Origin of the sequence: Nocardioides sp. LHD-245, from assembly GCF_030929495.1 — a bacterium.
GTDB lineage: Bacteria > Actinomycetota > Actinomycetes > Propionibacteriales > Nocardioidaceae > Nocardioides.
The window spans coordinates 66,259-88,995 of record NZ_JAVFWN010000003.1 but is presented as its reverse complement, the minus strand read 5'-3'; the positions used below and the strand labels follow the sequence as shown (position 1 = coordinate 88,995).

General features: G+C 72.6%; 22 protein-coding genes. 12 read left to right on the top strand and 10 right to left on the bottom strand.

Annotation, left to right across the window (positions count from 1 at the left end; genetic code table 11):
• Positions 1-29: 29 nt before the first annotated feature.
• Positions 30-413 (top strand): YciI family protein, encoded by a 384-nt coding sequence (locus RB608_RS05475; protein ID WP_308086801.1) that lies wholly within the window; start codon positions 30-32, stop codon positions 411-413.
• Positions 414-496: 83 nt separating this feature from the next.
• Positions 497-1,768: a sigma-70 family RNA polymerase sigma factor gene (locus RB608_RS05470; RefSeq protein ID WP_308086800.1), complete on the top strand. Its 1,272-nt coding sequence runs from the start codon at positions 497-499 to the stop codon at positions 1,766-1,768.
• On the opposite strand, the gene RB608_RS05465 is transcribed toward RB608_RS05470, so the two are convergent.
• Positions 1,749-2,684, bottom strand: coding sequence for an AraC family transcriptional regulator (locus RB608_RS05465; protein WP_308086799.1), 936 nt, complete (start codon positions 2,682-2,684; stop codon positions 1,749-1,751). The two genes, RB608_RS05470 and RB608_RS05465, sit on opposite strands and share 20 nt — an antisense overlap.
• 209 nt (positions 2,685-2,893) lie before the next feature.
• Here RB608_RS05465 and RB608_RS05460 point away from each other — a divergent pair, with 209 nt between their 5' ends.
• Both RB608_RS05460 and RB608_RS05455 read left to right on the top strand, forming a co-directional pair.
• Entirely contained in the window at positions 2,894-3,475 is a 582-nt protein-coding gene (locus RB608_RS05460) for a flavin reductase family protein (protein ID WP_308086798.1), read from the top strand.
• 10 nt (positions 3,476-3,485) lie between these two features.
• Positions 3,486-5,078, top strand: coding sequence for a 4-hydroxyphenylacetate 3-hydroxylase N-terminal domain-containing protein (locus RB608_RS05455; RefSeq protein WP_308086797.1), 1,593 nt, complete (start codon positions 3,486-3,488; stop codon positions 5,076-5,078).
• A gap of 50 nt (positions 5,079-5,128) precedes the next feature.
• Here RB608_RS05455 and RB608_RS05450 read toward each other — a convergent pair whose 3' ends face one another.
• Genes RB608_RS05450 through RB608_RS05430 form a run of 5 tightly spaced genes read right to left on the bottom strand, consistent with a single transcriptional unit; the run spans position 5,129 to position 9,469 of the window.
• The gene (locus RB608_RS05450) at positions 5,129-5,497 is read right to left on the bottom strand and encodes a hypothetical protein (RefSeq protein WP_308086796.1); all 369 of its coding nucleotides are present in this window, start codon (positions 5,495-5,497) and stop codon (positions 5,129-5,131) included.
• 10 nt (positions 5,498-5,507) lie between these two features.
• Positions 5,508-5,816: a hypothetical protein gene (locus RB608_RS05445; protein WP_308086795.1), complete on the bottom strand. Its 309-nt coding sequence runs from the start codon at positions 5,814-5,816 to the stop codon at positions 5,508-5,510.
• On the bottom strand, positions 5,813-7,387 hold the full coding sequence (locus RB608_RS05440; RefSeq protein ID WP_308086794.1) for a radical SAM protein: 1,575 nt from the start codon (positions 7,385-7,387) through the stop codon (positions 5,813-5,815). Before RB608_RS05440 ends, RB608_RS05445 begins: the two co-directional genes overlap by 4 nt.
• On the bottom strand, positions 7,384-8,163 hold the full coding sequence (locus RB608_RS05435) for a prolipoprotein diacylglyceryl transferase family protein (RefSeq protein ID WP_308086793.1): 780 nt from the start codon (positions 8,161-8,163) through the stop codon (positions 7,384-7,386). The genes RB608_RS05440 and RB608_RS05435 overlap by 4 nt, the downstream gene beginning before the upstream one ends.
• Before the next feature lie 46 nt (positions 8,164-8,209).
• Positions 8,210-9,469: an MFS transporter gene (locus RB608_RS05430; RefSeq protein ID WP_308086792.1), complete on the bottom strand. Its 1,260-nt coding sequence runs from the start codon at positions 9,467-9,469 to the stop codon at positions 8,210-8,212.
• A 145-nt stretch (positions 9,470-9,614) separates the two neighbouring features.
• Here RB608_RS05430 and RB608_RS05425 point away from each other — a divergent pair, with 145 nt between their 5' ends.
• Both RB608_RS05425 and RB608_RS05420 read left to right on the top strand, forming a co-directional pair.
• Complete coding sequence (locus RB608_RS05425) at positions 9,615-10,112, top strand: thioesterase family protein (protein WP_308086791.1); 498 nt, start codon at positions 9,615-9,617, stop codon at positions 10,110-10,112.
• Between the two features lie 90 nt (positions 10,113-10,202).
• The gene (locus RB608_RS05420) at positions 10,203-11,420 is read left to right on the top strand and encodes a DUF480 domain-containing protein (RefSeq protein ID WP_308086790.1); all 1,218 of its coding nucleotides are present in this window, start codon (positions 10,203-10,205) and stop codon (positions 11,418-11,420) included.
• Between the two features lie 168 nt (positions 11,421-11,588).
• Here RB608_RS05420 and RB608_RS05415 read toward each other — a convergent pair whose 3' ends face one another.
• On the bottom strand, positions 11,589-11,936 hold the full coding sequence (locus RB608_RS05415) for a YrdB family protein (protein WP_308086789.1): 348 nt from the start codon (positions 11,934-11,936) through the stop codon (positions 11,589-11,591).
• A 17-nt stretch (positions 11,937-11,953) separates the two neighbouring features.
• Here RB608_RS05415 and RB608_RS05410 point away from each other — a divergent pair, with 17 nt between their 5' ends.
• The 3 genes from RB608_RS05410 to RB608_RS05400 all read left to right on the top strand — a co-directional run bounded on the left by RB608_RS05410 (position 11,954) and on the right by RB608_RS05400 (position 13,301).
• Complete coding sequence (locus RB608_RS05410) at positions 11,954-12,697, top strand: helical backbone metal receptor (RefSeq protein ID WP_308086788.1); 744 nt, start codon at positions 11,954-11,956, stop codon at positions 12,695-12,697.
• Positions 12,698-12,701: 4 nt separating this feature from the next.
• Entirely contained in the window at positions 12,702-12,983 is a 282-nt protein-coding gene (locus tag RB608_RS05405) for a hypothetical protein (protein ID WP_308086787.1), read from the top strand.
• Positions 12,984-13,085: 102 nt separating this feature from the next.
• Positions 13,086-13,301: a hypothetical protein gene (locus RB608_RS05400; RefSeq protein WP_257427806.1), complete on the top strand. Its 216-nt coding sequence runs from the start codon at positions 13,086-13,088 to the stop codon at positions 13,299-13,301.
• A gap of 100 nt (positions 13,302-13,401) precedes the next feature.
• Here RB608_RS05400 and RB608_RS05395 read toward each other — a convergent pair whose 3' ends face one another.
• Entirely contained in the window at positions 13,402-15,054 is a 1,653-nt protein-coding gene (locus tag RB608_RS05395; RefSeq protein ID WP_308086786.1) for a helicase HerA-like domain-containing protein, read from the bottom strand.
• Between the two features lie 148 nt (positions 15,055-15,202).
• On the opposite strand from RB608_RS05395, the gene RB608_RS05390 reads away from it, so the two are divergent.
• Both RB608_RS05390 and RB608_RS05385 read left to right on the top strand, forming a co-directional pair.
• A complete protein-coding gene (locus tag RB608_RS05390) occupies positions 15,203-15,499 on the top strand; it encodes a type II toxin-antitoxin system VapB family antitoxin (protein ID WP_203047238.1) in 297 nt (98 codons plus the stop codon).
• Positions 15,500-15,501: 2 nt separating this feature from the next.
• Complete coding sequence (locus tag RB608_RS05385) at positions 15,502-16,044, top strand: LytR C-terminal domain-containing protein (RefSeq protein ID WP_308086785.1); 543 nt, start codon at positions 15,502-15,504, stop codon at positions 16,042-16,044.
• Between the two features lie 78 nt (positions 16,045-16,122).
• Here the strand turns inward: RB608_RS05385 and RB608_RS05380 are convergent, their stop codons facing one another.
• Complete coding sequence (locus RB608_RS05380; protein WP_308086784.1) at positions 16,123-17,616, bottom strand: potassium/proton antiporter; 1,494 nt, start codon at positions 17,614-17,616, stop codon at positions 16,123-16,125.
• 73 nt (positions 17,617-17,689) lie between these two features.
• Here RB608_RS05380 and RB608_RS05375 point away from each other — a divergent pair, with 73 nt between their 5' ends.
• The gene (locus RB608_RS05375; protein ID WP_308086783.1) at positions 17,690-19,189 is read left to right on the top strand and encodes an FAD-binding protein; all 1,500 of its coding nucleotides are present in this window, start codon (positions 17,690-17,692) and stop codon (positions 19,187-19,189) included.
• A gap of 69 nt (positions 19,190-19,258) precedes the next feature.
• On the opposite strand, the gene RB608_RS05370 is transcribed toward RB608_RS05375, so the two are convergent.
• Positions 19,259-22,654 (bottom strand): HtaA domain-containing protein, encoded by a 3,396-nt coding sequence (locus RB608_RS05370; protein WP_308086782.1) that lies wholly within the window; start codon positions 22,652-22,654, stop codon positions 19,259-19,261.
• Positions 22,655-22,737 lie beyond the last annotated feature (83 nt).

The following is a 22,737-nucleotide window of genomic DNA, read 5'->3' as shown; positions in this document are numbered from 1 at the left end:
GAAACACCCACCAACGAACCGAAGGACTGATGACGATGCCGCGTTTCATGGGACTCGTGCGGATGGAAGAGGGACAGGGCAACCCGCCGCAGGCGCTGATCGACGCGATGGGCGACTACATCGGCGAGCACGCGCAGAAGGGCCACTTCCTCGACGGCGGCGGGCTGTTCGGCCTCGAGGACGCCGTGAACTTCGTGGTCCGCACCGGCGAGGTCACCCGGGTCGACGGCCCGTACGCCGAGGCCCGGGAGGCCGTGGGCGGCTGGGCGCTGCTGCAGTTCGACACCCTCGAGGAGGCGATCGCCAACCAGCGGGAGTTCGCCGACCTGCACGCGAAGCACTGGCCCGAGTGCCAGATGGTCGCGACCCTGCGCCAGGTTTCCGACGAGGCGCCGACGCCGGCCGACGCGTGACTCCACGCTGAGCTCGACCCGGCTCAGGACGGGTGCAGGACGGCCGTGCGGCCGGCCAGGGAGTGACTCCCTAGGCTGGCCGCATGGCCGACGCCACCACCGCCGACGCGATCACCGCCGCCTGGCGACTCGAGTCGGCCCGCCTGGTCGGCGCACTGGCCCGGATGACCCGGGACGTCGAGCTCGCCGAGGACCTCGCGCAGGACGCCCTCGTCGCCGCCCTCGAGCAGTGGCCCGACAAGGGGATCCCCGACAACCCCGCGGCCTGGCTGATGACCACGGCCAAGCGCCGCGGGATCGACCACATCCGGCGCGCCGACACCTTGCGTCGCAAGACCGAGGAGCTCGGCCACGCCGCCCAAGCCGCGGGGGAGGTGAGCCCGATGCCCGACCTGGACGCCCAGGTGGACCACATCGAGGACGACGTCCTGCGGCTGATCTTCCTGTGCTGCCACCCCGCGCTCACTCCCGAGTCGCGGGCCGCGCTGACGCTGCGGCTGGTCGGCGGTCTGACCACGACCGAGATCGCGCGCGGCTTCCTGGTGCCCGACGCCACGATGGGCCAGCGGATCTCGCGCGCCAAGCGCACCCTCGCCGAGGCCGGCGCCCAGCTGGAGCTGCCCACCGGGGCCGAGCGCACCGAGCGGCTCGACGACGCGATGGCCGTGATCTACCTCGTCTTCACCGAGGGGTACGTCGCCACGGCCGGTGACGACTGGACCCGCCCCGACCTGGTGGTCGAGGCGATCCGGCTGGCCCGGCTGCTGGCCGAGCTGGCGCCCGGCGAGCCCGAGGCGCACGGACTGCAGGCACTGCTCGAGCTCCAGGGCTCCCGCCTGCCGGCCCGCACCGACGCCGACGGCGCGCCGGTCCTGCTCGACGACCAGGACCGCGGCCGGTGGGACGAGCTGCTCATCCACCGCGGGCTGGCCGCCCTCGCCCGCGCCGAGGAGATCGCCGCGCGCGGCGTACCGATCGGGCGCTACTACCTCCAGGCCGCGATCGCCGCCGAGCACGCGAAGGCCGCCACCGCCGCGGCCACCGACTGGTCCCGGATCGCCCGGCTGTACGACGTCCTGGCGAATGCCGCGCCCGGCCCCGTCGTCGAGGTCAACCGTGCGGTGGCCCACGGTCGCGCCGCAGGTCCCGACGCCGGGCTCGCGGTGCTGGCCGCGCTGCCGGACGACGCGCTGCGCGACTCGCCGCTGCTGCCCGGCGTCCGCGGCGACCTGCTCGAGCGTGCCGGCCGGCACGCCGAGGCGGCCGCGGCGTTCACCGAGGCGGCGCGGCGGACCCGCAACGCGGACGAGCGCGCCCTGCTCGAGCGGAGGGCGGCTAGCGCCCGCGAAGCGTGACCGACGGCGCGACGCCGTACCGGTCGCGGTAGGACGCCGCGAAGCGGCCCAGGTGGGTGAAGCCCCACCGGCTGGCGATGTCGGCCACGCTCCCCTCGGTCGTGCCGAGCAGATCGGTGTGCACCCGCTCGAGCCGGACGGCGAGCAGGTGCTGGGTCGGGGTGTGGCCGAGATAGCGCTGGAAACCCTGCTGGAGCCGCCGGATGCCGACGCCGGCCTCGCGCGCCAGCTCGGCGGCGGTCCAGTCGCGTGCGGGGTCGGCCTCGATCGCCTCGACGACCCGGGACACGATCCGGGGCCGGACCGTGCCGCAGCCGGGCTCCTCGGGGAAGGAGGCCGCGACGAAGGCCGCGGTGAGCGTCGCCGCGAGCCGGCGGGCGACCCGGTCGTCGCGCGCCAGCGCGGGGTTGCGCAGGGCCTCGGTGCCGATCGAGGCGAGCAGTCCGATCCAGGCGCGGCCGCCGTCGGTGCGCAGGTCGAGCTGGGCCGGGAGCCGGTCGGTCTGGAGGCCGACGAGGGCGGCCACCTCCTCGACGAGATAGGCCCGGTCGACGCGCATGCCGACGATCGAGCAGTCGGCCGACCACCGGGTCATCCGGGTCTCCTCGTTGGGTGGGCAGACGGTCGCCTGCCCGTCGAGGGAGAGGACGTGGTGGGCGCCGATCTGCGCCTCCAGCACACCGCTACGGGGCACGTTGACGGCCCAGGCCTCGGGGTGGTCGGACTCGACGGCGACCTCCGAGCCCCAGCCGATCCGAGCCAGCCGCACCGGCCCGAGGTCGACGGCGCGCAGGTCGGCCGGCCCGGTCGCCCGGCCCTTCACCAGCAGCCGGTGGGGGAAGTACGCACGGGCGACGGCGTCGGAGAAGTCGCCGAGCTGGTCGGACGACGCGGAGACCGTCCCGATCGCGCTCATGGTCGACCCCCTTCCGACGCGGCGCATGACGTGATGACCCTCACAGTAGGCGAACTCCGTCATCCGTAAAACGCACCCGATCCAACCGGCTGCGCAATCCGGACAGGGCCTTCGCGGAGCGGATCGCCGGCGCCGTCGTACCGGCCTAGCGTCCCGGCTCAGCGTGACCGCCATCACCGGCGGTCCCCGAGCCCCACGGAGGAGCCCCCATGGACCCGCGCACCCTGCGGTCGACCTTCGGCCGCTTCGCGACCGGCGTCACCGTGATCACCTGTCGCACGCCCGACGGTGCCCACCACGGCGCGACCGTCACCGCGTTCACTCCGATCTCGCTGGACCCGCCCCTGGTCCAGGTGGCGCTGACCCGGACGTCCAAGGCGGCGCAGTACCTCGACGGGGCGGCCTTCGCCGTCAACATCCTGGCCACCGACCAGGTCGACGTCGCCATGCACTTCGCCGGCCGGCCGAGTCCCGACCCGCTCCCCTGGTGCGACGGCACGACGGCGCCGACCCTGCGCGGCACCGCCGCGACCATCACCTGCCGACCCTGGCGGACCGACGACGGCGGCGACCACCTGCTCTTCCTCGGTGAGGTGGTCGACGTCCTCACCACCGGACGCCCGCCCCTGCTGTTCCACGACAGCGCCTTCCACCAGATCGGCGGCCGATCGTCCGACGTCGTGTGGCTCGGCTGCCAGGACGACCCCCACACCGGCTGGTTCGACGCGACCACCGAGTTCGCACCCACCCACCACGGACGGGCGCTCGTCCCGGCCGACACCCACTACTGAGGAGATCCCGATGACCGACACCCTCGCCCCCGAGTCCGCCGCCGTACCGGACGACGGCCCGCCGACCGTCAACCCCGCCGCGGGCTCGCCGGCCAACCAGCAGACCAATTTCGCGTCGCGGCCGATGACCGGCGACGAGTACGTCGAGAGCCTGCGCGACGGCCGGGAGATCTACCTCCAGGGCGAGCGGGTGAAGGACGTCACCACCCACCCGGCGTTCCGCAACCCGATCCGGATGACCGCCCGCCTGTACGACGCCCTCCACACCGGCCCGCACGTCGACGAGCTCACCGTCCCCACGGACACCGGCAACGGCGGCGTGACGATGCCCTTCTTCAAGACCCCGACGTCGTCCGCGGACCTGCTCAAGGAGCGCGACGCGATCGCGCGCTGGGCGAAGATGACCTGGGGCTGGATGGGCCGCAGCCCCGACTACAAGGCCAGCTTCCTCGGCACGCTGCACGCCAACAAGGAGCTCTACGCGCCCTTCCAGGACAACGCCGAGCGGTGGTACCGCGAGTCGCAGGAGAAGGTCCTCTACTGGAACCACGCGATCATCAACCCGCCGGTCGACCGCAACCTGCCGCCGGACGAGGTCGGCGACGTGTACATGAAGGTGGAGAAGGAGACCGACGCCGGCCTGATCGTGTCGGGTGCCAAGGTCGTCGCCACCGGCTCGGCGATCACCAACTACAACTTCATCGCCCACTACGGCCTGCCGATCCGCAAGAAGCAGTTCGCGCTGATCTGCACCGTCCCGATGGACGCGCCGGGCGTGAAGCTGATCTGCCGCACGTCGTACACGCAGCAGGCGGCGCAGCACGGCACTCCGTTCGACTACCCGCTGTCGAGCCGGATGGACGAGAACGACACCATCTTCGTCTTCGACAAGGTGCTCGTGCCCTGGGAGAACGTCTTCATGTACGGCGACGTCGACCGGATCAACGCGTTCTTCCCGCAGTCCGGCTTCCTGCCCCGGTTCACCTTCCAGGGCTGCACCCGGCTCGCGGTCAAGCTCGACTTCATCGCCGGCCTGCTGATGAAGGCCCTGGACACGACCGGGTCGGGCGACTTCCGCGGCGTGCAGACCCGGGTCGGCGAGGTCATCGGCTGGCGCAACCTGTTCTGGTCGCTCACCGAGTCGATGGCCCGCGACCCCGAGCCGTGGGTGGGCGACGCGGTCATCCCGAAGCTGGAGTACGGCCTGACCTACCGGATGTTCATGATCCACGGCTACCCGCGGGTCAAGGAGATCATCGAGCAGGACGTCGCCTCCGGCCTGATCTACCTGCCCTCGGGTGCCGCCGACTTCAAGTCCGCCGAGGTGCGCCCGTACCTCGACAAGTACGTCCGCGGCTCCAACGGCATCACCGCCGTCGACCGGGTCAAGGTGATGAAGGCGCTGTGGGACTCGATCGGCACCGAGTTCGGCGGTCGCCACGAGCTGTACGAGCGCAACTACTCCGGCAACCACGAGAACGTGAAGGCCGAGCTACTCTTCGCCGCCCAGAACCGGGGCATCGTCGACCAGATGAAGGGCTTCGCCGACGAGTTCCTCGGCGAGTACGACCTCGACGGCTGGACGGTCCCCGACCTGTTCTAGGCACCCGCGGCCGCGGTCCTGTCACCCCCAGGTGGGCTGCAGGACCGCGGTCAGCCTTCCTGGGACAGCAGGTAGATGAACCCGGCGCACAGGCCACCGAACACGATCATCGTCAGCGCCGCACCGGCCAGGATGCCGACACCCCAGGGCCGGGTGGCCGGCCGGGCGAGGAGCGGGATGGGCAGGAGCAGCGGGACCAGGATCCCGCCGACGACACCGATCCCGATCGGTGTGCCGTCGTAGTCGTTGGCCCGGGTCGAGAACGAGCTGCCGATCGCCAGTCCCAGGAGTGGGCACCCCACCGCGAGGATCGGGCCGATCAGGAGTCCGCCGAGCAGGTAGCCCAGCAGCTTGTTGGTCTTGTCCGGCGGCCGCTGCTGCGGCGGCGGGAAGTACCCCGGCGGGAACTGCTGGCTCATCTCGACTCCCTCACCTGATCCACCACCACACACCGACCCCGCCCGCGACGACGAGCGCACCGAGATAGGCCAGCACCAGCCGGGTGTCGCCGAGCAGGCACCTCGACCGCAGCAGCCCGGCCCGACGCGCCCGGGCGTAGCCGACGAAGCCCAGTGCCGCGAACCCGAGGAGCGCCACCGGGCCGAGCAACCAGCCGAGCAGCGCCACTGTCGCGAACACGCACAGCCGCAGGGGGTCGGGCAGCTCGGCGTCGGTCCGGTCCGTCGGCTCCACCCGGGCCGGTGCCACCAGGCGCGGGTCGCCGTCCGCTGCGCTCACGACGCGGTCTCCCCCGTCGCCGTCGACAGGCGGGTGCGGGCCAACGGCTCCCACGCCTGCAGGGCACAGAAGGGCGCGCACTGGTGGCCGCCGGTCGTGTCGTTGACGGTGGCCACGTGCACGCAGCACTGGGTGAGCCGCTCCTCGATCATCGTGTTCATGTCCATGAACGGCTTGACCGTGACCCGGAGGACCCGTTCCCCGAGCAGGCGGCGCAGCCGCTCCTGCTGCCCGGGAAGCCGCGCTGCGGCCAGCGTGGCCAGCGTGCCGATGCCGAGGTCGCAGGTCTGGCAGATGTCACGCCAGATGTTCGCCATCGACGGATGGCTGAGGCTGGACTGCTCCGAGAGCAGGTCGAGCAGGGAGTCCTTCACGACCCTGCGCAGGTCGGCCGGGATGGCGTCGTCGGCGATCCGGTTGGCCAGCAGGTCGGGCTCCAGGTCGAGCCACTGCTTGAGCCGCTCCGGTCCGATCAGCGACACCAGCGAGCGCCAGGTCCCGGCGTCGTCCCGCAGCAGGTAGCCCACCGAGCAGCAGTGGGGGTGGCTGCACGGGAGCGCCGTGAGGTCGCGCCACCCGACGAGTCCGCCGGTCTGCGGACCGAGCCGTGCGAGCACCCCGGTGTGGGTGAGCCGGTCCAGCGGGTCGATGCCGCTCGACCGGCCGCTGCCGAAGACCGGCTGGATCGTCACGCCACCGACGTACGGGGTGTCCAGGGCGCGCTTGACCACGAACCCGATCTCGTCGTCGTTGACGCCGAGTGCGGCGGTCATGGTGAGGGTCGTGAAGATGCCCCGGCTCGAGAGTCGCTCGATCGCGTCCTCCTTGAACCGCCGGATGTCCGCGCCGCGGTGGTGGGTGGACGCCGCGGCGCTCTGGCCGTCGTACTGCAGGTAGACCTCGACCCGCTCACGGTGCCGGGTGAGCAGGTCGAGCAGTGCGTCGTCGCGGGCGAGGAGCAGGCCGTTGGTGTTGATCAGGATCCGCACGACCGGACGCCGTGCGACCTCGTCGAGGAGCTCGGCCAGCTGCGGGTAGAGGGTCGGTTCCCCGCCCGAGAGCATCAGGACGTCGATGCGCCCGTTCTCGCGGGAGATCCGGGTGTCGATCGAGGCCAGCACCTCGGCGAGCGGGGCGACGCTCGCCAGGGCCGGGGAGGACTCGGCGAAGCAGGTGGGGCACTTCAGGTTGCAGTGGTCGAGCAGGTCGGCCAGCAGGATGCACGTGTGCTGGGTCTGCATCTCGGGCAGTCCGTTCGCGTACGCCGCGGGCACGGGCGCGAAGTTGCCGAGCAGATCGGGGGTGTGGACCTTCGTCGGCGCGGTCCACTGCTCCAGCCAGGTCAGGATCTCCGGCGACTCGTCGTAGAGCGTGCGGACGAGCCCGTGCCGTGCGCAGCCACGCTCGAGCCACACCCGGTCGTCGCGGACCACCAACCACCCGCTGAGTCGCGCCACCTGGTCGAGTGGCCGGGTCGGCTCCTCCTCGTGGCACAGCGGGCAGAAGGCGTTGACATAGCGGTGGATCCGGTCGCCGCGCAGCGGCATGCCCGCCCCACGGGGCGCCTTCACGCGACCGCTCCGGCCGGCGTACGACGCAGCCCACGGTAGGCACCACGCCGCCACCGCCACCCGATCCGGGCCAGCACCAGCGGCACGGTCGCCAACAGGAACAGCTGCGGCCGGGTGAGCCCGGCCCAGGCCACCTCGTTGCCGCGCACGAACTCGACCAGGAAGCGGAAGATGCCGTAGGCGGCGACGTACCAGACGAAGGTGGTGCCGGGCGGCAGATCGGCACGCCGCAGCCACCACCACAGCACCGCGAACGCCGCCAGGTGGAAGGCGATCTCGTAGGCGAACGACGGGTGCAGGGGTACGCCGGCCGCGAGACCGAAGCGGTCGGCGTCGGCCTCGTCGAGCCGGACCCCCCACCCGTGCCCGGTCGGGGTTCCCGGCTTCTCGGTGAGCAGGCAGCCGATCCGGCCGACGGCCATGCCGAGGGCGACGGCCGGGGCGAACAGGTCGCCGGTCCGCAGCCGGTAGCCGACGAGACGCTTCGTGACGTGCACGCCCAGCCAGGCGCCCACCAGCCCCCCGATGATCGACCGGTTGCCGTAGAGCCACTGCTCGGGCAGGGAGGCGTTCGCCCGCAGGTCGAGGTGCTGGGCCCAGGTGCCCAGCCGCATCAGCAGCGCACCCCCGACCAGGGCGCCGGTGACGACGTAGACCAGCCGCTCGTCGGTCTGCCCGCGGCGTCGCGCCTCCAGCACGAACACCGCGGCGGCCACCGCGACGCCGAGCCCGACGAAGACCTCGTGGGTCCAGGCCGGCCCGAGCGTCAGCTGCATGGGCGCCATCGTGCCACGGCCCGAGACGGCGCTCCGGGATCGAGGCTCAGCGCCCAGCGAGCTGCAGCTCGGGCGCGCCGGCCTCGACGTCGGCGGTGGCGGGCCGGGGCGAGAGCCCGGCGTTCACGACGCCCGCGGCCACGACCACCAGGGCGGCGACGATCGGCATCGCCAGCGCGGCGGAGGTGCCGAAGCGGTCGGCCAGCGTGCCGGTCACCGCCGACGACAGCGACTGACCGACGATCACGGCCGAGCCGAGGATGGTCATGACGGTGGCAGAGCGACCGACGGGGCTGCGCAGGGCGCCGAGGCTGTACTGGGTCACCATCGTCGGGCCGATGCCGCAGCCGATGAGGAGTAGGACGGCGCACATCGCCGCGACCGACGAGGCGAACGGCAGCAGGGCAGCGCCGGCCAGCATCGTGGCGCCGAAGACCAGCCAGCGGGCGCGCAGCGAGAACGAGGCGGGGAAGAGCGCCACGCCGAGGGCCAGTGCGGCGGAGCCGATCCCCATCACGCCGTACACGAGGCCGGCCGACTCGGTGCTGCCGTGGTCGGCCATGAACGACGTGAGCGAGGTGAGCGTCGAGCCGAAGAAGAGACCGACGCCGAAGATGCCGGCGACCACGGCCAGCAGGGCCGGGCGGGCGATCTCCCGTGCGGGCGCCGGCGGCACCGCGCGCTCGTCGCGGCCCGCCGCGGTCCGTGCCGACGGGTGCAGCGCGAAGGCGCTGACGAAGACCAGGGTCAGCACCGCGGCGCCGGCGACCGGCGCCCACGGGTCGAGGGTCGTGCCGAGCACGCCGACCACGAACGGGCCGACGATGAAGACGATCTCGTCGGCCGCCGACTCGTAGGCCATGGTGGCGTCGAAGGTCCGCGACCGGCGCTCCGGAGCGATGCGCGCGCCGATGATCTGCACCAGCCGGCTGCGGGACATCGGCGCGATCTGCGGCGCGCTGGCGCCGACCAGGAACGCCACCGCGAGAACCGCGACCCCCGGCAGGGGGCTGTAGACGACCCATGCCATCAGCCCGAGCGCCGCCGTCGACGCGACTCCGCTGACCAGCAGCACCCGGCGCTGGCCGAACCGGTCCGCGGCGGCGCCGAGCAGTGGGCCGACGCAGGCGGCGCCGAGGCCGACCACCGCGGAGTTGAGCCCACCGAACGCGAGCGAGTCGCGCCCGGCGACGACCAGGGTGAGCACGCCGACGACCATCATCGCGTAGGGCAGCCGCGCGATCAGCGCGATCGGGAAGTACGACGGGCCGGCGGCACGCACCAGCGTCGCGGAGTGATCAGGCATGTCCTTCGTCCAAGGGCTCAGGTGCCGCCTTGGACCGCCGGTGAGCCGGCGCGAGGTGATACACGCGGGGTGGATCTGCCCTCCGATGGTACGCCGCGGGCCGGGCCCCCACCAATCCCGAGCCCGATTCAGTAGGGTCCCGGGCATGAGCACCCAGCCGACGTACGACCAGCTCGTCACCCTGCCGGCCTTCGCCGTCCAGCCGGTCCCCAGCGCCTTCGAGGACAGCAACGGCTTCCTCAACGTCCGGCACTACCTCGGCATCGGCAGCGAGGGGCTCGACGAGTCGCTCTACGACATCGGCATCCCGTTCAACTGGCCCATGCTCAGCGGGTTCGCGTGCCTGTCGGCGGAGCACCACCTGACCTATCTGCACGAGCTCAGGACCGGCGACCAGATGTCCGTGCGGGTCCGGCTGCTCGGCCGCTCCGAGCGCGCCGCCCACGCACTCGTCTTCATCCTCGACGACAGCAACCAGCGGGTGGCGTGCGTGTTCGAGGAGATCTTCCTGTGCGTGGAGCTCGCCGACCGCAGCACCGCGCCGTGGCCCGGTGACGTCGCCGCCGGGCTCGACAAGCGCGTCGCCGAGCACGCCGCCATCCCCTGGGAGCCCCGCACCTCGGGCTGCCTCGCCCTGCGCTGACCGGGCGCTCACCTCGCACCCACACGCCGAATTCCTCCGGGCGCACCCGGCTGGCGCCGCCGCGCCGCGTGGATCGGTAGGGTCGATCCCGTGAGCGACCTGCCCGTCCTGACAGCCGAGGAGCAGCGCGTCCTGGGGAGCCTCCTGGAGAAGGAGGTGACGGTGCCGGCGTCGTACCCGATGACGGTCACCGCCGTGCGCACCGCCTGCAACCAGCAGAGCAGCCGCGAGCCGGTCGTGGACTACGACGACGACCTCGTGCACCACACGCTGCGCGGCCTCAAGCAGCGCGACCTCGTCGCGGTCACGTGGGACGACCGCGGTCGGCGCACCCTCAAGTACCTCCAGACCCTCGCGGTGCGGCTCGACCTCGCCGACGACGAGCGAGCCCTGATCACGGTGCTGCTGCTGCGCGGGCCGCAGCCGCCGGGCGCCCTCCGCACCCGCACCGAGCGGTTGCACGCATTCGGTGACCGCGGTGCCGTCGAGGCGTGCCTGCAGCGGCTCGCCGGGCGCGAGCAGCCGCTCGTCCAGGTGCTGCCCAAGCAGCCCCGTGAGCAGGACGCGCGCTGGATCCACCTCCTCGGCCCCGTCGACCTGCCCGCCGCGGCAACCGGCGCGGCAGCCCCGGCCGTCGACCGCGACGCCGTACTCGCGGGCGGCGCCGAGGCCCGGGACGCCAAGGTGCGCGCGTCGTACGCCGCCGTCGCGACGGCGTACGCCGAGGCGCTGACCGGCGAGCTCGACGCCCTGCCCTTCGAGCGTTGGCTGCTCGACCGGGTCGCCGCGCACGCCGGCACCGACCCCGTCGTCGAGGTCGGGTGCGGGCCCGGGCACGTCACGGCCTATCTCGCCGAGGCTGGCGCCGACGCGACAGGCCTCGACCTCACCCCGGAGATGGTCGCGCAGGCACGGGAGCGCTACCCGGACGGCGTCTACGAGGTCGGCGACCTGCGCACCCTCATGCGCCCGGTCAACGGCTCGGGTTGGGCGGCCGTCCTGGGCTGGTACTCGCTGATCCACCTCGCCGCGTCCGAGCTGCCCGGGGCACTCGAGGCACTGACGCGGCCGATGCGGTCGGGCGGGCTCCTGGTGCTCGCCCTCCACGCCGGAGCGGAGGTGCGCCACCACGACACCTGGTTCGACCACGAGGTCGACCTCGACGTGGTCCTCCACGAGCCGGCCGATGTCGTGGCGCTCGTCGAGCGGGCGGGGCTCGTCGATGTCGAGTGGTACCGGCGCGGGCCGGTGGCCGCCCGCGGCGAGGCCAGCGAGCGGCTGTACGTCGTGGCCCGCACACCGCTCTGACGCGCTAGTGGTCATCTCCGGAAGTTGTTCGGGAGTGGCCCGTGCACCGAGTGCGTGCATCGCAAGGCGCAGGCGCGACGCCATACCGGGTCGTCTCGCGAGCGTCTGCAACGCCGCGAGGTGCGTGCTCGGGGTGCGGGACACCCGAAGAAGTTCCGGAGATGCCCACTACCGCTCGTCGACGAGGACCCGGATGCTGGGCAGTTGCGCGAGCCCGTTCACGACCACCGAGAAGACGAGCAGGGCGATCGCCCAGTCCTGCTGCCCGGCGTCCCACAGCGCCAGGCAGGCGAGGCCGAAGACGAGGACCTTGGCGAGCGGGCGCACCAGCGGGCCGCCGTACGGCGCCTTCGGGGACGCGAAGCAGAACCACACCGCCATCGCGACGATCGGGAGCACCCAGACGAGCAGCCGGCGCGGGTCGTGGTCCCAGCCCCAGATGCCGAAGGCGGCCACGGCCAGCAGCTCGTCGACGAACACCAGTGCCAGGACCGCCCACCCGAGGATCGCGCTCACGGGGGGATGATAGGCCGGTGACCACCGACGACCTCGGGCACGCGCTGCCGCTGCCCGGACCCGCGACCCGGATCGTCTCCCTGGTCCCGTCGATCACCGAGGCGCTCGCGACCGACGTGCCCGACCTCCTCGTCGGGGCCACCGACTGGTGCACCCACCCCGCCGAGCTCACCGTCGCCCGGGTGCGGGGCACCAAGAACCCCGACCTCGGCGCGATCCGGGCCCTCGCCCCGGACCTCGTCGTCGCCAACCAGGAGGAGAACCGCGAGCTCGACGTGCGCCGCCTCCGTGCCGCCGGCGTGCCCGTCTGGGTCACCGCCATCGAGACCGTGCCGCAGGCGCTCACCTCGCTGGCCCGTCTGTACGACGAGGCGCTCGGCCTCGCCGCGCCCCCGTGGCTGGTCCGCGCGCGGGCCTGCTGGGCGGGTCCGCCGCCGGCACCACGCGGCCGGGTCGCCGTCCCCGTGTGGCGCGACCCGTGGATGGTCGTCGGCCCCCGCACCTACACCGGCGACCTGCTGCGCCGGCTCGGCTGGACCAACGCCTACGACGACGGCGACGACAGGTACCCGCACGTCGAGCTGGCCGACCTGGACACGGCGGACCTCGATCTGGTGCTGCTGCCGGACGAGCCGTACGTGTTCACCGCCGACGACGGCCCGGAGGCGTTCACGAGGGTCCCGACCCGGCTGGTGTCGGGCCGGCTGCTCACCTGGTACGGCCCGGCGATGGTCGAGGCGTACGACGTGCTGTCATCCTGACGCCGTGCGGATCCTGCCTCTGTTCGCCGCCCTGGTCGTCGTCGGCTGCGTGGCGCTGCCGCTGGGCGCGCTGGTCCTCGACGGCTCCGACTCCGGCGAGAACCTCGTCGTCCCGGTGCAGGTGCTGTTGACCACGGCCGCGGGAGCGCTGCTCGGTCGGGCTCTGCTCGACCGGGAGCGCCCGACGCGGCAGCGCCTCCTGCTCGGCGCCGGCCTCGGCGTCGTCGGCGCGCTCGTCGGCATCGTCGGGTTCTTCCTGCTGCTCAACGGGATCGACGGCGCCTGAGCGCTCGAGCCGCGAAGAGTGTCGCGGGGCTCACACCCCGGGTCACCGTCTCGTAACCGCGACGCCGAACGTCCGAAACCTCCACCGCGCAGGCTTGGGGACATGAAGAAGACGACCTCTCCCCAGACCCAGACCGCAGGGCGTCACCTCACGTCCGTCGAAGACCTCGACCCCGTCGACCGCTCCGTCGTCCGCCGCTCCGCCCTCCGCAGCCGGCACGCCCAGGGGCTCTCGCGCCTGATGGACGAGCGCACCGACCTGAGGGGCGTGAACCAGCTCGCCGACTTCGTCGACGACGCCATCCGCTGGACCGCCTGACGATTGCTCGACCGAGACCGCCCCGCCCCCGCACCGCCGGGCCGGCTCCTCACGCAGGAGCGGCCCGGCGGTGGTGTGCGAAGGGTGCGTGCCCCCGTGCCTACCTGCGTCGGCGCGCGGTGCCGAACATGCCGCGGGCGATCTCGGCGGCCGCGGTGCGCATGAACTGCTTGAACGCGGACGACTTCACGACGTCCTTGACGATCTCGCCGGCCGCGTTGCCGTCGTCCTTCTTGGCCTTCGGCGCGGGCTTGCCCTTGGCCGCGGGCTTCTCCGCCTTCTCGTCGGCCTCGGCCTGCGCGCCCTCCTCGAGCTTCTTGGCGAGGATCTCGCGGGCCGACTCGCGGTCGACGACCTCGGCGTACTTCGCCTGCCGCGGGCTGGCCGCGACGGTCGCCTCCATCGACGCCGCGCTGCTCGGCGCCATCAGCGACTCGGGCGCGCGCAGCCGGGTCCAGGCGACCGGCGTCGGAGCGCCCTTCTCGCCCATGACCGTGACGATCGCCTCGCCGATGCCGAGCGTGGTGATCACCTCGCCGAGATCGGCGTACGCGCTGCGCGGGTAGGTGTTGACGGTCGCCTTGAGCGCCTTGGCGTCGTTGGGCGTGTGGGCGCGCAGCTGGTGCTGGATGCGGGACCCGAGCTGGGCGAGCACGTCGTCGGGTACGTCGGTCGGGCTCTGCGTCACGAAGAAGACGCCGACGCCCTTGGACCGGATCAGCCGGACGGTCTGCGCGATCTGCTCGAGGAACGGCTTCGACGCGTCCTTGAACAGCAGGTGGGCCTCGTCGAAGAAGAACACCAGCTTGGGCTGGTCGATGTCGCCGACCTCGGGGAGGTCGTGGAAAAGGTCGGCCAGCAGCCACATCAGGAAGGTCGAGAAGATCGCCGGGCGGTCCTGCAGGTTGGGCAGCTCGACCAGGTTGACCAGGCCGCGACCGTCGGCGGCCTGCTGCAGCAGGTCGGCGGAGTCGAACTCCGGCTCGCCGAAGAACGCCTCGGCGCCCTGGTCGGCGAACCCGATCAGCTCGCGCAGGATCACCCCGGCCGTGGCCGAGGAAAGGCCGCCGAGCTCCTTGAGGTCCGGCTTGCCCTCAGGGCTGGTCAGGTGCTGGACCACCGCCCGGAGGTCCTGCAGGTCGAGCAGCGGCAGACCCTGCTTGTCGGCGTAGTGGAACACCAGGCCGAGGCTGGACTCCTGGGTGTCGTTGAGTCCGAGCACCCGGCTGAGCAGGATCGGCCCGAAGGACGAGACGGTCACCCGGATCGGGATGCCGATGCCCTGACCGCCGAGCGCGTAGTACTCCACCGGGAAGGCGGTCGCCGTCCAGTCCTGCCCGACGGACTTCGTGCGGGCGAGGAGCTTGTCGTTGGCCTCGCCCGCCGTGGCGATGCCGGACAGGTCGCCCTTGATGTCGGCGGCGAAGACGGGGACACCGGCGGCGCTGAGCTGCTCGGCCATCAGCTGCAGCGTCTTCGTCTTGCCGGTGCCGGTGGCGCCGGCCACCAGGCCGTGGCGGTTCAGCATGGCGAGCGGGATCCGGATGGTGCTGCCGGACAGCCGGTCGGGTCCGGTCATCAGGCCGCCCAGCTCGAGCGCGGGGCCCTCGAAGGCGTAGCCGGGAGCGATCGCCTCCTCGATGGGGTCGGTCGGCCCGGGTGTCGGGGCCGCGGCAGGCGCGGCGGGCGCGGCGGGCGGGTCGGGCGCGGCGGCGGGTGCTGCGTCGGGAGTGGACGTCTGCTCCTCGGTCATGCGGGAACTCTAGGCGTCTGGGGAGCCGGTTTCATCACGGGATGTAGCCGAATCCGAGCATCTGTAGCGGAGCTCCACTACAGATGCGACCCTTCGCCTACATCCCGTGATGAAACCACGTACCGCCCAGCCCGTAGACTCCGAAGCCGTGATCTTCAAGCGTGTGGGGGTCGGGCGTCCCTACCCCGACCACGGCCTCACCTCCAAGGGGTGGGCTGCCGTGCCCCCGCGCCAGGTCCGGCTGGACCAGCTGGTCACGACCAAGGACACCTTGCAGCTGTCGTCCCTGCTCGACGAGGACTCGACCTTCTTCGGCGACCTCTTCGCTCACGTCGTGCTCTGGCGCGGCGACTACTACCTCGAGGACGGGCTGCACCGCGCCCTGCGCGCCGCGCTCCAGCAGCGGCATGTCCTGCATGCACGCGTGATCCGGATGGAGGGCTAGTGGTGTCCGAGGGTCTCGACGTCAAGGCGGGCAGCCGCTCGGCCGTCACCATGGGTGCGCTGGCGGTCGTGTTCGTCGCCGGGACCGCCTGGGGCTGGTCCCGGGTGACCGAGCCGTTCCCCGAGAAGGTCGAGGCGGCCCCCTGCACCGACACCCTGGTCCCCGAGGGCGACGACGTCGCGCCCCCGCAGGTGATGGTGACCGTGCTCAACGGCGGCGGCGCCAACGGCCTGGCCGGCGACACCATGGACAAGCTGGCCGGCTTCGGGTTCGTCCAGGGTGATCTCGGCGATGTCGACCCGGACGGGCCGGTCGCGGCCCAGGTGTGGTCCGCGGACCCCGACGATCCCGCCGCACTGCTGCTGGCGTCGTACCTCGGCCCCGACGTCGACGTCGTCGACCAGCCCTCCGGCTACCCCGGCGTGACGATCGTCGTCGGCAAGCGCTTCAAGGGCGTCGTGGAGGGCAACCCGACGGTGACCGCCCGCAGCGACGCCCACGTCTGCATGCCGCCGCTGAGCAGCGGGCCCGACGACGTGTCCTGACCCCGTGCGCGCCGACCCGGCGCGTTCGAACGCGCCGGGTCGGCGCTCTCAGCAGGTTCAGATGCGACGGGTCGGCGGTCAGTCCTCGAGCCACTGCGCGAGACGGCCACCGTCGCTGACCTGGCGCAGCCGCCGCTCGGTGGCCTCTCGCAGCTTGCGGGGGGTGACCACGATGAGGTCGTCGCCGTGTCGCAGGACGGTACGACGCTCCGGCACCATCGTGTGCCCCTCCCGCACGATCATCGACACGTTGGCGCCGACCGGCAGTCGCAGCTCGCCCACTTCGACACCGTGCAGCCGGGACGTCGGGCTGATCGTGATCTGGAGGAGGTCGGCGGCGACCCGTTCGAGCGGGGCGGCCTCGACCTCGATGCCACGCGGCTCCGAGCGCCGCGCGACCCGCAGCAGTCGGGCGGTGAGGGGCAAGGAGGGCGCGGTGATCAGGGTGTCGAGGACGACGAGGACGAAGACGATGTCGAAGAGCCGGGTCGCGCCGTCGACGCCCTCGGCGAGCGGGATGGTGGCGAGGACGATGGGCACCGCCCCCCGCAGGCCAGCCCAGGAGAGGAACGCCAGCTCCGCCCATCTCATCGGCCGGACGACGGAGCTGACCACCACCGAGAGCGGCCGGGCGACGAAGGTGAGGAGGGTGCCGGCCACCACGGCCATGCCGATGGTCTCCCAGGAGAGGCGCCCGGGAGAGAGCAGGAGACCGAGCATGACGAACAGCCCGATCTGGGCCAGCCAGGCCAGGCCCTCCACGAACGACCGGGTGGCCGCGCGGTGCGGCAGGTCGGCGTTGCCCAGGACGAGCGCGGCGACGTACACGGCGGCGAACCCGCTGGCGTGCACGGCGGCCGCGGCGCCGTAGCCGATGAGCGTCAGGCAGAGCACCGCGATCGGGTAGAGGCCGGACGACGGCAGCGCCACGCGCCGCATCACCCAGGCGCCGCCGAAGCCCGCCGCGAGACCGAAGGCGACGCCTGCGACGAGCTCGTAGAGGACGATCCCGGTCGTGCCGAGCAGGCCGTACTCGCCGACGGCACCGGACGACACCAGGGTGACGAGGACGACCGTCGGCGCGTCGTTGAGCCCGGACTCGGCCTCCAGCGTGCCGGTGATCCGCTTGGGGAGCGGGACGACACGCAGCACCGAGAAGACGGCCGCGGCGTCGGTCGGCGAGCAGACGGCGCCGAGCAGGATGGCGAGCTGCCAGGAGAGCCCGAGGAGGAAATGCGCACCGACGGCGACCACGGCGATCGAGACGACCACGCCGAGGGTCGCCAGGGACACGCCCATCCGCATCGCCGGGCGGGCATCGCGCCAGTTGGTCGTGAGACCACCTTCGGCGAGGATCACCGCGAGGGCACCGAACCCGATCGCGTGCGCGAGCTGGGCGTCCTCGAAGCCGATGCCCAGCCCGGACTCGCCGAGGGCCACGCCCATGAGCAGATAGACGAGCAGGCTGGGGAGCCCGACCCCGGACGACATCCGCACGGCCAGCACGGCCAGGAAGGTGACCCCGGCGCCGATCAGCAGGAACGTGTCGAGCTGGTGGACGTCGAAGGACATGTAGTTGGCACTCGGCTCTCGTCGGGTGGCGGGGCCCTAGTCTATCGGTAGAACATGTTCTAGATTTCAGGGCGTGACATCTGCGAGCATCAACGTCCCGGCCGGCCTGGCCATTCCCGAAGCGCTCCCGGCGACCGTGCTGACCGACGACGCCGAGCGCTACGACGTGGTGGTGGTCGGCTTCGGCATCGCCGGCGGCTGCGCGGCGCTCGAGGCCGCCCGGACCGGTGCCCGGGCGCTGCTGCTGGAGAAGGCCGCCGTCCACGGCGGCACCTCGTCCATGTCCGGCGGGCACTTCTACCTCGGCGGCGGTACGGCGGTGCAGCGGGCCACCGGCCACGACGACTCGGTCGAGGCGATGGTCGGCTACCTGATGGCGAGCACGAAGGACCCGGACGAGGACAAGATCCGCGCCTACTGCGAGGGCTCCGTCGCCCACTTCGACTGGCTCGAGGAGCTCGGCTTCGAGTTCGAGCGCTCGTACTTCCCGGGCAAGGCGGTGATCCAGCCCGGCACGGAGGGGCTGATGTTCACCGGCAACGAGAAGGTCTGGCCGTTCCGCGAGCAGGTCGCGCCCGCGCCCCGCGGCCACAAGGTGCCGGTCCCGGGCGACACCGAGGGCACCCGGATCGTGATGGACCTGCTGCGCGAGCAGTGCGAGAAGGCGGGCGTCGAGGTCCGCTACGAGACCGGCGCGAGCAACCTCGTCGTCGACGGGGACGCTGTCGTGGGCGTGGGCTGGCGCTCCTTCGAGCGACACGGAGTGGTCCGCGCCGGCGGCGTGGTCATCGCCGCCGGCGGCTTCGTGATGAACGCCGACATGGTCGCCCGCTACACCCCCGCGCTCGGCTCGAAGCTGTTCACCCTGGGCTCGACGTACGACGACGGGCTGGGCATCCGCCTCGGTGAGTCCGTCGGCGCCGCGCTGGAGCACATGGAGGAGCCCTTCATCACCGCGCCCTTCTACCCGCCGTCCTCGCGCTGCAAGGGGATCATCGTCAACCGCGACGGGCAGCGGTTCGTCGCCGAGGACAGCTACCACGCGCGGACGTCGTACCAGGTGATGCAGCAGCCGGACGCCGTCGCCTACCTCATCGTCGACAGCGAGCACCTCGGCGAGGACCACATGCCGCTCGTCCCCCTCAAGGACGGCTTCGAGACGCTCGAGGAGATGGAGGCCGGCCTCGGCATGCCGAGCGGGTCGCTGGTCGCGACGGTCACCCGCTACAACGAGAACGCAGCCGGCGGGGAGGACCCCGACTTCCACAAGCACCCCGACTGGATCGCCCCGCAGACGGCCGGCCCGTGGGCGGTGCTCGACCTGTCCCTGGGCGTCGCGCTGTACGCCGGCTTCACCATCGGCGGCATGGCCACGACCGTCGACGGCGAGGTCCGTCGTACCGACGGCTCGGTCATCCCCGGCCTGTACGCCGCCGGCGCCTGCGCCTCCAATATCGCCCAGGACGGCGCCGGCTACTGCTCCGGCACCCAGCTCGGCGAGGGATCCTTCTTCGGCCGGCGGGCCGGCCGGCACGCCGCCGCACGGGCCCAGGTGCCCAGCGACGCGCCGTAGCCGACCCGGCGCACAGGGGAGTTCAATCTGCGCCGGGTCGGCGGGCCTGACCGTTCAATCTGCGCCGGGTCAGCGCACCCGGAGGACCACCGCCTTGCTGGTCGCCGCCCGGAACCGCGGGTCGGCCGCGACCGTGACGGTCACCCGGTGGGTGCCGGCGGAGAGCCGGGGCAGCCGCAGGACGGTCCGGCCCCGGACGTTCGGCGCGAGCGGTCCGCGCTTGACGACCTTGCCGTCGACCCGGACGACCACCCGGCCGGTCACCGGCAGCGGGCTGCCCGGCAGCGATGCCACGACGGCCACCTTCGCGCGCGCCGTGCGGCTCACGCGCTTCTTCGGGAGCGTCGCCCGCACCCCGGGCGTCGCCTTCGCGATCTGCACCCGGCCGACGCCCGACGACGCCTGCAGCCCGTCCGCGCCCGGGAACCGGGCCTCCAGACGGTGGACGCCGGGCGCGGTGCCGGCGGGCACCGCCGTCGAGGCGACGCCGTCGACGACCGGCACGGTCCAGGTCCGGCCGGCCAGGCCGAGCTCGACCGTGCCGTCGACCGCGCGCCGGTCGGCCGCGCGGACGGCCACCTGCACCCCGACCTCCTGGCCGTACGGGGTCGCGCCGGCCACGAGCAGCCCGGTCGTGGTCCCGACCGGCTCGGGCTCGGTGCCCGGCTCCTCGATGACCGCGCCGAGCTCGATCGTCCCGTCGATCGGGTCGAGCTCGGTCCCGGCCGGGTAGAAGTCGGCGAACGCCGGCGCGCCGGCCGCGGTCAGCGACGCGGGCACCGTGACGACACTCAGCGTGTCGCCGAGGGCGCGGACCCGGTCGGTGGTGGCGAGATCGGCCAGCACCACGTCGTCGTACGTCGCGAGCTCGCCGCTCGCCAGGCCGCGGGAGACGACGTCGGCCACCAGGGTCGAGCCGTCGGCGCCGATGACCAGCCGGGGGTCGGTGATCCGCAGGTCGAGCTGCGGGCCGGCACCGGTGTCGTGGCCGGTGAAGTGGACCGAGCCGCCGAGCTCGACGGTGCTGGTGCCGGCGGGGTCCCATGCTCCGTCGACGACCGGGAACGCGAAGCTGCCGTCGTCGTTGACGACCACGCCGCCCTCCGTGGTGACCGAGCCGTGCGCGATCGGGCCGCCGATGTAGCCGCGGAAGGACGCCTTCACGCCCCAGTCGACCGTCCCGCCGGTGATCTCCCGCGGATCCGTCGACGGCGCCGCGACGGTGACCGTCGCCCGGTCGCTGACGACACTGCCCACGGCATTGCTCAGCCGGGCCCGGAAGGCCGTGCCGGACAGGCTGGCGTCGACGTCCTCCAGGCGCAGCGTGGCCGCGTCCTGTCCGGGTACGTCGTGCCAGACGCCGCCGATCCGCTGCTGCCAGCGGACGTCGGGCGCGGGCGTGCCGTCGGGCATCACCTTGAGCTCGACGTCCTCTCCCGGAGCGACACTGACGTCGGCGGGCTGCACCATGATCCGCGGCGGCGTCCGCAGCGACAGGCTCACCCGGTCGCTGGCCACGCGGCCGCCGGCGTTCTCGGCGACGAGACGGTACTGACGACCGAGGTCGGCGGCGGTGACGACGGCGGTCAGGGTGGCGCCGTCCGCCCCCGCGGTGACCTCGGCCCAGGGCTGGCCCGGGATCCGGGTCTGCCAGATGAGCGCCGGCGCGGGCGTGCCGGTGACCTCGGCGGCGATGGTGACCGTCGCGGACGCGCCGGTCAGGTCCGCGACCGGAGCGGAGGGCTGCTGGGTGAAGGCGGGGCTCTGCGCGATCACCCGCAGGGTCTCCAACTGGCCGCCCCGGACGCCCAGGATGTCGCCGTCCGCATCCAGTCCGAGCAGGGCATTGTCGCCGTAGGCACCGGTGGTGAGGCCACCTCGCGAGACGATCTGCCCCCGCTCGACGCGCGTCACGTTCTGGTTGGAGTCGGTGACCCCGATCAACGTGTTGCTCGCCTCGTCGACGGTGAGCATGCTGCGGTTCCGATTGGAGTCCGAGCCGACGAGGAAGGAGACCGGGTCGGTCGCCGTGCCCAGACGGCGGGCATCGGCGTACCCGACGAGCGGGATGAAGACGGCCTTGTCGGCGCCGGCCACGGCATAGACGCCGTCGCGGGTGCGCAGGATCCGGTCCGGCAGGATGTCACCGGCCTCGGCGAGCGGCTCACCGCGGAAGGCCGAGCCGACCTGCGCGAGACGCTGGAGCGGACGGACGCCGAAGAGGCTCGTGGCGAGGATCGCCGACTTGTTCGCCCCGTCGGGGACGGCCACCAGGTTGACGATCGCGTTCTCCCACGTGGACGCGCCGGGACTGCTCAGGGTGACCGGTCCGAGCTTGCGGGCGGTCCAGGTACCGGCGAGGTCGACGACCTCCCACAGATCGGTGGCCGTGGCCGACCGGGTGCGCGCGATGACGTAACGGTCGTTGGCCTCGTCCCACGTGGCGCCGCTGCCGCTGTCGGCGACCAGATCGGGCGCATAGCCGCCGGCGACCTCGGTCATCGCGAGCGTGCTGCCGTCCCAGTGGAAGGTGGCGAGCCGCCGGTCGTCGAGGTTGTTCGTCACATTGGACGCGAAGATCGTGTCGGTCGCCGGGTCGATGGCGATCGAGTCGCGCAGGATGTTGCCGGTGACGCCGGGTCCGCCCACCCAGGCGCTGAGCGGCGCCAACGTGGCTGGGTCGAGGACCGCGATCTGGTACGTGGCGCTGCTCCAGCCCACCAGCTCGCCGCTGCTCAGCCGGCCGACGATGCGGCTCGGCAGGGCGGAGGGCTGCGGGTCGGCCGCGACGGCCTCGTAGACGGTCTGGCCGGCGACGTCCCAGGTCTCGCCGACCGGTCGGCCGCCGGGGCCGGCGTACGCGAACGTGACCGGGTCGACCACCGTGCCGGCGGCGTAGTTGAAGATCCGCTCGCCGTCCGGCGTCATGGTCGCGGCCAGGTCCGACCAGCGGGCGGTGCCGCCGGCGACGACGGGCTCGGCGTCCTCGACGTCGAGGTCGACGAGCGCGACGTCGTCGAAGGTGACCACGTCGCCGCCGGCGATCGGCCGGCTCGCCGCGTCGACGAAGAGGCTCGCCCGGTCCTCGGAGATCTCCACCCGCACGTCACTGAAGGTGAGGTCGAGGTCGCAGGGGCGCGCGTGGGTGCCGCCGATGCCGTGGCAGTGACCGAGGAACTCCACCGAGCCGTCGAGCTCGAGCAGCGTCGTGCGGGTCGCGTCGTCGTACGAGCCGCCGGCGACGGGGAAGTGGAAGGTGCCGTCCTCGTTGCGGGTGGCCCCGTCGGCGAGGGTGGTTCCCCCCTCGCCGATATAGGTGCGCCAGGACGCCTTGACGCCCCAGTCCAGGCCGGGACCGGCGGTGATCGGGGTGACGGCGGCCTGGGCCGGCGCGGTGGCGACGGTGACCAGTCCGAGCGAGCCGAGGCTCGTTGCGGAGGCCAGTGCGAGGGCCCAACGGGCCACGCGCCGACGTGGAGATCCGGACAGCATGTGGGAGTGCCTTTCGTGACGCCTAGGTTAGGCAACCCTAATGATCTTTCCGATTT